We start from the raw sequence: 13,482 nt of genomic DNA, 5'->3' as shown, positions 1-13,482 counted from the left end.
TAGGTCCGGCCGCGGAAGTCGGCCGTCCCACCGGGCCCCGTCACACCCTCCGGATCAGCCGACGTACGCCCCGCTGGCCGTCAGCCGCAGCGCCGTGTCGATCAGCGGCACATGGCTGAACGCCTGCGGGAAGTTGCCCACCTGGCGCTGGAGCCGGGAGTCCCACTCCTCGGCCAGCAGGCCCAGGTCGTTGCGGAGGGACAGCAGCTTCTCGAAGAGCCGGCGGGCCTCGTCGACCCGGCCGATCATCGCCAGGTCGTCCGCCAGCCAGAACGAGCAGGCCAGGAACGCGCCCTCGTCGCCCTCGAGGCCGTCGACTCCCGCGTCGTCCCCCTCGGTGGGGTAGCGCAGGACGAAGCCGTCCTCCGTGGACAGCTCCCGCTGGATCGCCTCGATCGTGCCGATGACGCGCTTGTCGTCGGGAGGCAGGAAGCCCATCTGCGGAATCAGCAGCAGGGACGCGTCCAGCTCCTGCGAGCCGTACGACTGGGTGAAGGTGTTGCGCTCCTTGTCGTAGCCCCGCTCGCAGACATCGCGGTGGATGTCGTCGCGCAGCTGGAGCCACCGCTCCAGCGGCCCCTCCGCGTCCCCGGACTCGATGAGCTTGATCGTGCGGTCGACGGCGACCCAGGCCATCACCTTGGAGTGCACGAAGTGGCGGCGCGGCCCGCGCACCTCCCAGATGCCCTCGTCCGGCTCGTCCCAGTGCTTCTCCAGGTAGCTGATCAGCTTGAGCTGGAGGCCCATGGCGTAGTCGTTGCGGGTCAGCCCCGTCATGTGCGCCAGGTGCAGCGCCTCGGTGACCTCGCCGTACACATCGAGCTGCAGCTGGTTCGCGGCGCCGTTGCCGACCCTGACCGGGCCTGAGTTCTCGTACCCGGGCAGCCAGTCCAGCTCCGCCTCGCCGAGCTCACGCTCACCCGCGATGCCGTACATGATCTGCAGGTTCTCCGGGTCGCCCGCGACGGCCCGCAGCAGCCACTCGCGCCAGGCGCGGGCCTCCTCGCGGTACCCCGTGCGCAGCAGGGACGAGAGCGTGATCGCCGCGTCCCGCAGCCAGGTGTAGCGGTAGTCCCAGTTCCGGGAGCCGCCGATGTCCTCCGGCAGGGAGGTGGTCGGCGCGGCCACGATGCCGCCGGTGGGGGCGTAGGTGAGCGCCTTCAGCGTGATCAGCGAGCGGACGACGGCTTCCCGGTAGGGGCCGTGGTACGTGCACTGCTCGACCCACTCGCGCCAGAAGTTCTCCGTCGCCTCCAGGGAGGACTCCGGCTCCGGCACGCTCGGCGGCTCGTGGTGCGAGGGCTGCCAGCTGATGGTGAACGCGATCCGGTCGCCGGGGGCCACGGTGAAGTCGGAGTACGTCGTCAGATTCCGGCCGTACGTCTCCGCGTCCGTGTCCAGCCACACCGAGTCGGGCCCCGCGACGGCGACCGTACGGCTGTCGACCTTGTGCACCCAGGGGGTGACCCGTCCGTAGCTGAAACGCATCCGCAGCTCGGAGCGCATCGGCACCCGGCCGCTCACGCCCTCCACGATGCGGATCAGCTGGGGGGCACCGTCACGCGGCGGCATGAAATCGGTCACGCGGACCGTGCCGCGCGGGGTGTCCCACTCCGATTCCAGGATGAGCGAGTCGCCGCGGTACCGGCGGCGGTCCGCCGGCGGCGGCTCCGCCCCCTCGGGGCGGGCGGGTCCCAGCCGCCAGAAGCCGTTCTCCTCGGTACCGAGAAGTCCGGCGAAAATCGCGTGTGAGTCGAAGCGGGGCAGGCACAGCCAGTCCGCTGTGCCGTCCCGGCAGACCAGGGCTGCGGTCTGCATGTCTCCGATGAGTGCGTAATCCTCGATGCGCCCGGCCACGTGCGTCTCCAGTCGAACGGCCATGTCGCCCCGAAGGGCGCTTACTGCTGGTCAAGGGGTCGTTGTAATAGAACCGACGAGCTCTTGCACGGGTGAGCGGGCTGGGGTGGAGCCGCTGGGCCGGCCAACTCGGCAGCGAGTGTCCGAGCAGGATACGACGCACCTGGGGGTTCCGCGCGACTGTCCAGCAGTTGTCCGTCGCCTGTCACGGGCGAATGGGTGGGACCTGAAACGTACGTGGTGATCTTGTGCCCGTGCAGGAGGGGGCATGGCCGGAAGCGGCCTCCCCTCGTCGCTGTTACCCTGGTAGCCCGTGGAGCGGTGGTCGTCCCGACAGTGGACGAGGCCCCCGAACCGCAGCGACGGCGCCTGAAGAGAATCTTCGTACGGCATGCCGGCACGCACCTCATGATCGCGACCACGGGAGCCCCCTTTGGCTATGCAGCCCACATCCACGACGACCAAGCACATCTTCGTCACCGGGGGTGTCGCCTCCTCCCTCGGCAAGGGTCTGACTGCCTCCAGCCTGGGTGCCCTGCTCAAGGCACGTGGCCTTCGGGTCACCATGCAGAAGCTCGACCCCTACCTCAACGTCGACCCCGGCACGATGAACCCCTTCCAGCACGGTGAGGTGTTCGTCACCAACGACGGTGCCGAGACCGACCTGGACATCGGCCACTACGAGCGCTTCCTCGACGTCGACCTCGACGGTTCGGCCAACGTCACGACCGGCCAGGTCTACAACACCGTGATCGCCAAGGAGCGGCGCGGCGAGTACCTCGGCGACACCGTCCAGGTCATCCCGCACATCACCAACGAGATCAAGCACCGCATCCGCCGCATGGCGACCGACGACGTGGACGTCGTCATCACCGAGGTCGGCGGCACGGTCGGCGACATCGAGTCGCTGCCCTTCCTGGAGACGGTCCGCCAGGTCCGCCACGAGGTCGGCCGCGACAACGTCTTCGTCGTGCACATCTCGCTGCTGCCCTACATCGGCCCGTCCGGCGAGCTGAAGACCAAGCCCACCCAGCACTCCGTCGCCGCCCTGCGCAACATCGGTATCCAGCCGGACGCCATCGTGCTCCGCGCCGACCGCGACGTCCCGACCGCCATCAAGCGCAAGATCTCGCTGATGTGCGACGTCGACGAGACCGCCGTGGTGGCCTGCAAGGACGCCCGGTCGATCTACGACATCCCCAAGGTGCTGCACACCGAGGGCCTGGACGCCTACGTCGTCCGCAAGCTCGACCTGCCGTTCCGCGACGTCGACTGGACCACCTGGGACGACCTGCTGGACCGTGTCCACAACCCGGACCACGAGGTCACCGTCGCCCTGGTCGGCAAGTACATCGACCTGCCCGACGCCTACCTCTCGGTCACCGAGGCCATCCGGGCCGGCGGCTTCGCGAACAAGGCCCGCGTCAAGGTCAAGTGGGTCGCCTCCGACGACTGCAAGACCCCGGCCGGCGCCCAGAAGCAGCTCGGTGACGTCGACGCCGTCTGCATCCCCGGCGGCTTCGGCGAGCGCGGTGTGGTCGGCAAGGTCGGCGCCATCCAGTACGCCCGCGAGAACAAGGTGCCGCTGCTCGGCCTCTGCCTCGGCCTCCAGTGCATCGTGATCGAGGCCGCGCGTAACCTCGCCGGGATCACCGACGCCAACTCCACCGAGTTCGACGCGGCCACGGCCCACCCCGTCATCTCGACGATGGAGGAGCAGCTCGCGTACGTCGAGGGCGCGGGCGACCTGGGCGGCACCATGCGGCTCGGCATGTACCCGGCGAAGCTCGCCGAGGGCTCCCTGGTCCGCGAGGCCTACGCCGACGAGCCGTACGTCGAGGAGCGTCACCGCCACCGTTACGAGGTCAACAACGGCTACCGCGCGGAGCTGGAGAAGAAGGCCGGCCTGGTCTTCTCCGGCACCTCCCCGGACAACAAGCTCGTCGAGTACGTCGAGTACCCGCGTGAGACGCACCCCTACCTGGTCGCCACCCAGGCGCACCCGGAGCTGCGCTCCCGCCCCACCCGCCCCCACCCGCTCTTCGCCGGCCTGGTGAAGGCCGCCGTGGAGCGCAAGGTCGCGGCAGCGAAGGCGCCCGGCGCCGACGCGTAAGGCGATACGGTTGACCGGGGTACGGATCCCTCACGGGATGCGTGCCCCGGTTTCTGTTTGTTCGTGGGAGGACGTACATGGGTTTCCAGGACACGCCCGAGGAGTGGCAGGTCACCGCGACGGTGACGCCTTTCACCGGTAACAAGACCAGCGTCCGTACCGACGACGTGGTGATGCCCGACGGGAGCGTCCACAGCCGCGACTACCAGGTCCACCCCGGGTCGGTGGCCGTCCTCGCGCTCGACGCGGACGGCCGGGTGCTCGTCCTGCGGCAGTACCGGCACCCGGTGCGCCACAAGCTGTGGGAGATCCCGGCGGGGCTGCTCGACATCCCCGGTGAGAACCCGCTGCACGCCGCGCAGCGCGAGCTCTACGAGGAGGCGCACGTCAAGGCCGAGGACTGGCGGGTGCTGACCGACGTCTACACCACGCCGGGCGGCTGCGACGAAGCCGTGCGCATCTTCCTCGCCCGGGACCTCTCCGAGGCCGAGGGCGAGCGCTTCGAGGTCTCCGAGGAGGAGGCCGACATGGAGCAGGCGCGGGTGCCTCTCGAGGAGCTCGTACGGGGTGTGCTGGGCGGCGATCTGCACAACAACTGCCTGGTCGTGGGGGTCCTGTCGCTCACCGCGGTGCTCGCGGGCGACGGCGTGGACTCGCTGCGCCCGGCCGAGGCGCCCTGGCCCGCCCGCCCGTTCGAGGCCTGACCCGGTCCGGCCGGTCCGTTTTCCGAGGGGCGGACCGATGCCGGGCCGATCATGGGCCGATCGTACGAAACGCTGATCCGATCGAGGGATGTGTCCGCCGCGCTCGACCGTGATCGCCCGCACCACTGAACTACGCTCGAAAGGCCCCGACCGGACTTCCGGCGGGCAACCGCGTGCAGCGAAGTGGAGCGTGGCCCGTGACCGATCAGGCGGTGGACACCAGCGGACCGGCCGGAGTGGCGGGGACGGCGGGCACCAGAGAGCCGCCGAAAGTGACTCCATCTCAGTTCTTCGGCCGGGAACGCGAGTTGAAAGCCCTTCAGGAGGACATCGAGCGCGCGGGCCTGGACACCCTGGCGGGCCGCAAAGCCGCCCGCGCACGGGTCCTCCTGATCGCCGGCAGGCCCGGATCCGGACGCACCGCACTGGCCGCCGAGCTGGCCCTCCGGCTGGCGGAACCCGGTGACTACCCCGACGGCGTGTTCCGGGTCCCGCTCACCGAACCCGGGGGCGAGCGCGTCCCCACGGAGCGCACCGCACGCGCACTCCTGGGCCTGCTCGCCGTGGCCGCCCCGCCCGGAGCGGACGAGGACGAGCTCTCCCAGATGGTCCGCGAGGCCTTCGCCGTACGGCGCGCCCTGATCCTGCTCGACGACGCCGTCGACGCCGAGCAGGTCGAACCGCTGCTGCCGGACAACCCCGACTGCCTGGTCGTCGCCACCGCGACCGGCCCCCTCACCGGCATCCCCGACGTCCGCCCCTGCACCATCGGCGGGCTGGACGCGGGTTCCGCGGTGCAGCTGCTCGCCCGCGCCATCGGCCAGGTGCGCATCACCGTCGACCCGCGGACCGCCGAGACGCTGGCGGAGGAGTGCGGCGGGCAGCCCGCCGCCCTGACCCTGGTCGCGGGCTGGCTCGCGGCCCGGCCCGGCGCCTCGGTCGCCGATGTCGCCAAGCAGCTGCGCGACCTGCAGGACGGACCCGAACAGCCCGCCGGCGGCCGCCCGCTGGCCCGGGCCTTCCGGCTGGTCCACGAGTCGCTGCCGCCGGCCGCCGCCCGGATACTGCGGCTGCTCGCCCTCGCCCCCGCCGGGCTGGCCGACGCCCACACCGCCTCCGCCCTGGCCGGGTGCTCCGTCTCGGCGGCACAGACGACTCTGGACGACTTCGTCAGGTTCGGGCTGCTCGGGTCGAACGGCGCCGAGCAGCCGCAGTACGAGATGCCCGGCTGTCTCGCCCCGCTGGTCCGCGCCGTGCTGGAGGAGCGGGAGCGGCCCGCCGAGATCCAGCTCGCCCGGGCCAGGATGCTGGAGCGGACCGTGCGCCGGCTCCAGGCCTGCCGTGCGGTGACCGACCCCGAGGACTCCCCGGCTCGCCGCCGGCTCGCCGGACTGCCGCGCTCGCTGCGCTTCCCCGGTCCGGAGAACGCCGCCGAGTGGCTGAGGATCCGCGAGTCGGCGCTGCTCGCCTCCGCCCGTGCCGCGGTGCGCGACGGCGACCTGGACACGCTCGCACGCCGGCTGGTGGCCGCCCTGGTCCGCGCCCTCGCCGTGCACCGGGGTACCGAGGACGCCGCCCCCGTGCTCTACGGGCTGCACGGCCTGGTCCTCGATGTGGCGGAGCGCCGTGACCTGCCCCGGGAGAAGGCGGCCGCCCTGCTCAACCTCGCCGACCTGGACGCCAGCACCGGGCGTACGCGGGAGGCGCTGGCCCGCTACCGGGCGGCGCTGGACGCCGGACGCGCGGCGAACGACCTCTACGCGACCGGCAGGGCGATGGAATCCGCAGGCGGCGCGTACGCCGAGCTCGGGGACTTCAACCGGGCCTCCGACTGGTACGGCCGGGCGCTCGCACAGCGGCTCACACAGGGGGAGCGGGCCGACGCGGCGCGGCTGTACGGCCGGCTCGGAGCGGTCCACACGTACGCCGGCCGGTACGGCGAGGCGCTGCGCGACTGGCGTGCCGCCGCGGCCGGCCACCGCAGGCTCGGGGACCTCCCGGCCCAGGCGCGTGCGCTCAGCGAGGCCGCCAGGGTTCAGGAGTACGCGGGCAGGCCCCAGGAGTCGCTGCACACCTGCAGGGAGGCGGTCGACCTGGCACGCAGGGCGGGCGACGAGCGTCTCCAGGCCGCGCTGGAGCTCAGGCTGGCGGACACCCTGGACCGGCTCGGGGACCCGGCGGCGGCCAGGCTGCACCGGGCGGCGGCCGACAGATTGCTTGGTGACGAGGGCTCCGCCTACGAAATCCGTAGTACTTCGAACAAAACTTAATGCTTTGTAAGGCTGGACAGCGGGAAGTCCTTCATTAATGATGGCTCTGCCGCAGATCTCTGCGGTGTCCCCCTTTATGCTTGGTTCATGCGGGTATGTCCCGCTATGCCCAGCCAGCCTCCGAGTCAAGGACCGTGATCGACGTGAAGGTCGGCATCCCCCGCGAAGTCAAGAACAACGAGTTCCGGGTGGCGATCACCCCTGCCGGAGTGCATGAGCTCGTACGCCACGGCCACCAGGTCCTCGTCGAGCAGCACGCCGGTGAGGGATCCTCCATCCCGGACGAGGAGTACGTCGCCGCCGGCGCGCAGATCCTGCCCACCGCCGACGAGGTCTGGGCCGCCGCCGACCTGCTGCTCAAGGTGAAGGAGCCGGTCGCCGAGGAGTACCACCGCCTCCGCAAGGGCCAGACGCTCTTCACGTACCTGCACCTCGCCGCCTCCCGCGCGTGCACGGACGCCCTGCTGGAGTCGGGCACGACCGCCATCGCGTACGAGACCGTCGAGACCGCGAACCGCGCGCTGCCGCTGCTCGCCCCGATGTCCGAGGTCGCCGGCCGCCTCGCCCCGCAGGTCGGCGCCTACCACCTGATGCGCTCGGTCGGTGGGCGCGGCGTGCTCCCCGGTGGGGTCCCCGGCACCGGGTCGGCCAGGGCCGTCGTCATCGGCGGCGGGGTCTCCGGCTGGAACGCCACGCAGATCGCCGTCGGGCTGGGCTTCCACGTCACGCTGCTCGACAAGGACATCAACAAGCTGCGCGAGGCGGACAAGGTCTTCGGTACGAAGGTGCGGACGGTCGTCTCCAACGCCCTCGAGCTCGAGAAGGCGGTCGTCGAGGCCGACCTCGTCGTGGGCGCGGTGCTGATCCCGGGCGCGAAGGCGCCGAAGCTGGTCACCAACGAGCTCGTCGCGAAGATGAAGCCCGGAAGTGTTCTTGTCGACATTGCGATCGACCAGGGAGGCTGCTTCGAGGACTCGCATCCGACGACGCACGCCGAGCCGACCTTCACGGTCCACAACTCGGTCTTCTACTGCGTCGCGAACATGCCGGGCGCCGTGCCGAACACCTCCACCTACGCACTCACGAACGCCACGCTGCCTTACATCCTGGAGCTCGCGAACCGGGGCTGGGCCGATGCCCTGCGCCGCGACGCCGCACTGGCCAAGGGCCTCAACACCCATGACGGCCAGGTGGTTTACCGCGAGGTGGCCGAGGCGCACGGCCTCGACCACGTCGAACTGAGCGCGCTTCTCGGCTGAGCGGTCAACCCTCCCCGTCAACCTCATGCGTCCGGCCGGACCTTGCCCAGCAAGGTCCGGCCGGACGCATGAGAGGGTCCGGATCAACTCGCCTGAGACGTAAGCCTCTACCCGTTTTGCACCCCCGCGAAAGGTGCGCCCCGGGCGCTCAGCGCTCTTGACAGAGGGGTGTTCGATTGCCGACACACAGGGCCGGGTCCGGCGGATTGTGTTGCTGCGAACCGGTGACACGCCATAGAGTCGCCAATCGTCGGCATGGTGCCACGCTGACCTATCGATAAGTGTCCTGGTCACATCCAAGGAGGTAAGACGACTTGTGAATGAGTCGACAATTACTCCCGGGGGTGGTCAACCAGGGATGCCTGCACGGGGTCTGAGCCCGATCGGGCTCGAAGCTGTCGGCTCCGTCGCAGTCCGCACCTTCGCCACCCACCAGCACATGACGACAGCCCCCCAGATGATGGACGGCCTACACGTGAACGCCATGGCCGGCAACGAAAGTGGCCGAGAGACCTCCCACTTCGCCGACTTCGCCGAGGTGCCCGAGGGGCACTTCTACGACCCCGATGCCGAATACGAGCCCGATCCGGAGTACGCGGCCACCCTCGCGCCCGACGCCGCCCGTCAGCGCCGCGAGCGGATCGGCCCGACCGGCCGGCCGTTGCCGTACTTCCCGATTCCAGGTCCCCTGACGGACCACGGCCCCGCGAAGATCATCGCGATGTGCAACCAGAAGGGCGGCGTCGGCAAGACCACGTCGACCATCAACCTGGGTGCCGCGCTGGCGGAGTACGGCCGCCGTGTCCTTCTCGTCGACTTCGACCCGCAGGGAGCCCTGTCCGTCGGCCTCGGGGTCAACCCGATGGAGCTCGACCTCACCGTCTACAACCTGCTCATGGAGCGGGGCATGGCGGCCGACGACGTGCTGCTGAAGACGGCCGTGCCCAACATGGACCTGCTCCCCAGCAACATCGACCTCTCGGCCGCCGAGGTGCAGCTGGTGAGCGAGGTGGCCCGGGAGTCGACGCTGCAGCGCGCCCTCAAGCCGCTGATGGCCGACTACGACTACATCGTGATCGACTGCCAGCCCTCGCTCGGCCTGCTCACCGTGAACGCCCTGACGGCGGCTCACAAGGTGATAGTCCCGCTCGAGTGCGAGTTCTTCGCGCTGCGCGGTGTGGCGCTGCTCACCGAGACCATCGAGAAGGTCCAGGAGAGGCTCAACCCCGAGCTGGAGCTGGACGGCATCCTGGCCACGATGTACGACTCCCGCACGGTGCACAGCCGTGAGGTGCTCGCGCGTGTCGTCGAGGCCTTCGACGACCACGTCTACCACACCGTCATCGGACGTACGGTGCGCTTCCCGGAGACCACGGTCGCCGGTGAGCCCATCACCACGTACGCGTCGAACTCGGTCGGTGCAGCCGCCTATCGCCAGCTCGCCAGGGAGGTGCTCGCCCGGTGTCACGCCGAGTGAGTCTGCCGGGGGCCGACGAGCTGTTCCGTACCACCGGGGGCATGGGTCTCCAGGGCTCGTCCCCCGCCGAGCGGCGACGCAAGGCGAACGGCGAGGCGCGGGTTCCCGCACCGGCCGGAGGAAGCGATTCGGCACCGTCGGACACCGGCCAGGGCGGCACCCCGGGAAGCGGCGACACGTCCGCCGGGGTGTCCCGGGAGGAGCACTCCGCAGCGGACGCCGACAGCGGCGGCTCCCGCAGCCGCGCCGGCGGGGACGACCGGGGCCAGGCCGCCCCGCCCCGGGCCCGTACGGCGCCCGGTCAGGAGCAGACCGGGACGTCCGCCACCGTCCAGCCGCAGCGCGGACGCGGGGGCGGGCGGGGAGCCAACCGGCGGCCCAGTGGCCGTGAGCGCCACGACGAGAAGATCACCGTCTATGTGTCGGCCGAGGAACTGATGGACCTCGAGCACGCACGCCTCGTGCTGCGCGGCGAACACGGACTGGCCGTGGACCGCGGGCGCATCGTCCGGGAAGCGGTCGCGGTGGTGCTGGCCGACCTGGAGTCGCGCGGCGACGCGAGCATCCTCGTACGGAGGCTGCGGGGCCGCTGACCGGTGCGGCGCCGGTCAGGGCTGTCCCGTAATCCCTGGCGGGCGCACGACGACAGCTACGGCACCTCGCTGCGTCGTCGGATGCGGTGCACCGCATCCGACGCCGCGCGCTGATCCACCACTGATTACGGGGCAGCCCTTAGCCTGCCGGGGGAGGGCCGCCGTACGGACGGTCCCGCCCCGGGGCCCACCGCCCGCCTCCCGCCGCACCCCTGGACCCCAGCACATGCCGACTGCCGACGACACTCCCCGCCCGACGCGCCGTGCCCTCGGCCGTGGACCGGGGACACGGCCCGCGGAGGCGCCTGCGGCTCCGTACGCGGCCCCGGAGGCGCCTTCCGGGCCGGTGGCGGCCGTGGAGGCGCCGACGGCCCCGCCGCCCGCTGACGGGCCCGTGGAGAGCCTTCCGGAGGTGGTTCCGGCGGCGGCCGTGCCCGAGGCGGCCGAAGCCGTGCCCGCGTCGGGCGAAGCCGGGGAGACGGCCGGCGAGGCCGTCGACGACCGGCGGTTCACCGTGCGGCTGGTCAACTTCGAGGGCCCCTTCGATCTGCTCCTCCAGCTGATCTCCAAGCACAAGCTGGATGTGACCGAGGTCGCCCTGTCGAAGGTCACCGACGAGTTCATGGCACACATCCGGGCCATGGGAACGGACTGGGACCTCGACCAGACCACCGAATTCCTCGTCGTCGCCGCGACCCTGCTCGACCTGAAGGCCGCCCGGCTGCTCCCCACCGCCGAGGTGGAGGACGAGGCCGACCTGGCCCTCCTGGAGGCACGGGACCTGCTCTTCGCGCGGCTGCTGCAGTACCGCGCGTACAAGAGGATCGCGGAGATCTTCAGTGACCGGCTGGAGTCCGAGTCCCGCCGCTACCCCCGCACCGTGGGGCTCGAACCCCAGCACGCGGAGCTGCTGCCCGAGGTCGTGATCAGCATCGGCCCGGAGGGGTTCGCGCGGCTCGCGGTGAAGGCGATGCAGCCCAGACCCGAGCCGCAGGTGTACGTCGACCACATCCACGCCCCGCTGGTCAGCGTGCGCGAACAGGCGGAGATCGTGGTCGCGCGGCTGCGCGCGGAGGGCGAGATCAGCTTCCGGGAGCTCACCGAGGACGCGGAGGACACCCTCACGGTCGTCGCCCGCTTCCTGGCGCTCCTGGAGCTCTACCGGGAGAAAGCCGTCGCGCTCGACCAGGAGGAGGCGCTCGGTGACCTCCTGGTGCGCTGGGCCGGGGGCGAGGGGTCGGAACCGGTGGTCACGGACGAGTTCGACCAAGAGGCGCGCGAGCCACAGGAGGACGTACAGGCATGAGCACAGACGACGAGGGGCGCGACGCCCTGGTTGCCGGGCTCGACCTCAAGCCCGCGCTGGAGGCGGTCCTCATGGTCGTCGACGAGCCCGCCACCGAGGAACACCTCGCCAAGGTCCTCCAGCGGCCCCGCCGGGCCGTCGCGGACGCCCTGCGGGAGCTGGCCGACGAGTACACCGTCCAGCGCCGCGGATTCGACCTGCGGCTCGTCGCCGGCGGCTGGCGCTTCTACACCCGTCCGGAGTACGCGCAAGCGGTCGAGGGCTTCGTCCTGGACGGCCAGCACGCCCGGCTGACCCAGGCCGCGCTGGAGACGCTCGCGGTGGTCGCGTACCGTCAGCCGGTCAGCCGGTCGAGGGTCTCGGCGGTACGCGGAGTGAACTGCGACGGCGTCATGCGGACCCTGCTCCAGAGGGGTCTCGTCGGGGAGGCGGGCGCGGAACCCGAAACAGGTGCGATCCTGTACAGGACGACGAACTACTTTCTGGAGCGCATGGGCCTGCGAGGCCTGGACGAGCTCCCGGAGCTCGCGCCCTTCCTCCCGGAGGCGGACGCGATCGAGGCTGAGACGCTAGAGGGTGTGCCGTCGTTCGATCCGGACGCACCGGACACCCCGGAAACTCACGCAGACGACAAGACGGAATTTTGATGCGAAGCAGTGGCAGCAACAACGGCAGCGGCAGCAGGAGCGGCGGCGGCTCCAGGAGCGGCGGCGGCAGGAGCGGTGCCGGAAGGAACACCAGCGGCAGCGGCAGGAACAGCAACCCGAACCCCCGGGTCTCCGGCTCGGGGCGCGACGACAAGCAGGAGCAGCGCCCCCGCCGGCCCCGTCCCGAGGAGCGCCGCTACGACGTGGGCTCCGACAAGCCGGGCGGCGACGGCGGCCCCCGCAAGGGCCGCGGCGCCGCGGCCCGCGGCGGCGCCAAGGGCGGACCGAAGCCCGCGCAGAACGTGAGCAAGGGCGGCCGGCGCCAGGGTGCGCCCGCCCGCCCCCGCGAGCTCGACGCCAAGATCGAGCAGCGCAACCGCGACCGTTACGCGGAGAAGCCCGAGATCAGGACGCCGAAGACGCACCCCGGAGCCGAGCAGGAGGGCGAGCGTCTGCAGAAGATCCTCGCCCGGGCCGGCATGGGCTCGCGCCGGGCGTGCGAGGAGCTGATCGAGCAGGCCCGTGTCGAGGTCAACGGCGAGATCGTCCTCGAGCAGGGCAAGCGCGTCGACCCGCAGAAGGACGAGATCAAGGTCGACGGCCTGACCGTCGCGACCCAGTCGTACCTCTTCTTCGCGCTGAACAAGCCCGCCGGTGTCGTCTCCACGATGGGCGACCCGGACGGCCGCCAGAACCTCGGGGACTACGTGAACAACCGCGAGACGCGGCTGTTCCACGTCGGACGGCTCGACACCGAGACCGAGGGCATCATCCTGCTCACCAACCACGGCGAGCTGGCCCACCGTCTGACGCACCCCAGGTACGGCGTGAAGAAGACCTACCTGGCCGCCATCCAGGGGCCGCTCCCGCGCGACCTCGGCAAGCGGCTCAAGGACGGCATCCAGCTGGAGGACGGCTACGCCCGCGCCGACCACTTCCGGGTCGTCGAGAACACCGGCAAGAACTACCTGGTCGAGGTCACGCTCCACGAGGGCCGCAAGCACATCGTCCGCCGGATGCTGGCCGAGGCAGGCTTCCCGGTCGAGCGCCTCGTGCGCACGTCCTTCGGGCCGATCCCGCTGGGCGACCAGAAGTCAGGCTGGCTGCGCCGCCTGACCAACACCGAAGTCGGCATGCTGATGCGTGAGGTCGGTCTGTAACCCGCGCCCCGCACCGAACGGCCCGCGGCCGGTTCCTCGTTCACTTTTTCGAACGGGAACCGGCCGCGGGTCTTTTGCGACCGGCGTTTCTTCTTT

The 13,482-nt window shown here is 70.9% G+C and carries 10 protein-coding genes; 9 read left to right on the top strand and 1 reads right to left on the bottom strand.

The annotated features are described in order from the left end of the window. Positions 1–54 precede the first annotated feature (54 nt). Positions 55–1,857 (bottom strand): glycoside hydrolase family 15 protein, encoded by a 1,803-nt coding sequence (locus tag ACIBCU_RS28760; RefSeq protein ID WP_362941712.1) that lies wholly within the window; start codon positions 1,855–1,857, stop codon positions 55–57. 439 nt (positions 1,858–2,296) lie between these two features. Here ACIBCU_RS28760 and ACIBCU_RS28755 point away from each other — a divergent pair, with 439 nt between their 5' ends. The 9 genes from ACIBCU_RS28755 (at position 2,297) to ACIBCU_RS28715 (ending at position 13,386) form a co-directional block, all read left to right on the top strand. Next, on the top strand, positions 2,297–3,970 hold the full coding sequence (locus ACIBCU_RS28755; RefSeq protein WP_362941701.1) for a CTP synthase: 1,674 nt from the start codon (positions 2,297–2,299) through the stop codon (positions 3,968–3,970). A 77-nt stretch (positions 3,971–4,047) separates the two neighbouring features. Further along, the gene (locus ACIBCU_RS28750) at positions 4,048–4,674 is read left to right on the top strand and encodes an NUDIX hydrolase (protein WP_104790117.1); all 627 of its coding nucleotides are present in this window, start codon (positions 4,048–4,050) and stop codon (positions 4,672–4,674) included. Between the two features lie 197 nt (positions 4,675–4,871). Then, positions 4,872–6,944 carry a tetratricopeptide repeat protein gene (locus ACIBCU_RS28745; protein ID WP_399234958.1) on the top strand — a complete coding sequence of 691 codons (2,073 nt, stop codon included), beginning with the start codon at positions 4,872–4,874 and terminating at the stop codon, positions 6,942–6,944. 143 nt (positions 6,945–7,087) lie between these two features. Continuing rightward, positions 7,088–8,203, top strand: a complete 1,116-nt coding sequence (ald, locus tag ACIBCU_RS28740; RefSeq protein WP_399234997.1) for an alanine dehydrogenase — start codon at positions 7,088–7,090, stop codon at positions 8,201–8,203. A 358-nt stretch (positions 8,204–8,561) separates the two neighbouring features. Next, positions 8,562–9,680, top strand: a complete 1,119-nt coding sequence (locus tag ACIBCU_RS28735; protein ID WP_104790119.1) for a ParA family protein — start codon at positions 8,562–8,564, stop codon at positions 9,678–9,680. Next, positions 9,677–10,273: a hypothetical protein gene (locus ACIBCU_RS28730; RefSeq protein WP_399234995.1), complete on the top strand. Its 597-nt coding sequence runs from the start codon at positions 9,677–9,679 to the stop codon at positions 10,271–10,273. The genes ACIBCU_RS28735 and ACIBCU_RS28730 overlap by 4 nt, the downstream gene beginning before the upstream one ends. Before the next feature lie 226 nt (positions 10,274–10,499). Continuing rightward, positions 10,500–11,579, top strand: coding sequence for a segregation and condensation protein A (locus ACIBCU_RS28725; protein ID WP_399234955.1), 1,080 nt, complete (start codon positions 10,500–10,502; stop codon positions 11,577–11,579). Beyond that, positions 11,576–12,226, top strand: a complete 651-nt coding sequence (scpB, locus tag ACIBCU_RS28720) for an SMC-Scp complex subunit ScpB (RefSeq protein ID WP_362943710.1) — start codon at positions 11,576–11,578, stop codon at positions 12,224–12,226. The genes ACIBCU_RS28725 and scpB overlap by 4 nt, the downstream gene beginning before the upstream one ends. Continuing rightward, complete coding sequence (locus ACIBCU_RS28715) at positions 12,226–13,386, top strand: pseudouridine synthase (RefSeq protein WP_399234953.1); 1,161 nt, start codon at positions 12,226–12,228, stop codon at positions 13,384–13,386. Before scpB ends, ACIBCU_RS28715 begins: the two co-directional genes overlap by 1 nt. Positions 13,387–13,482 lie beyond the last annotated feature (96 nt).

Source organism: Streptomyces sp. NPDC051064 (assembly GCF_044455985.1).
In the GTDB taxonomy this organism is placed as follows: domain Bacteria; phylum Actinomycetota; class Actinomycetes; order Streptomycetales; family Streptomycetaceae; genus Streptomyces.
Note: the sequence above shows the minus strand (reverse complement) of the source record. Positions and strands in the feature narration are given on the sequence as shown.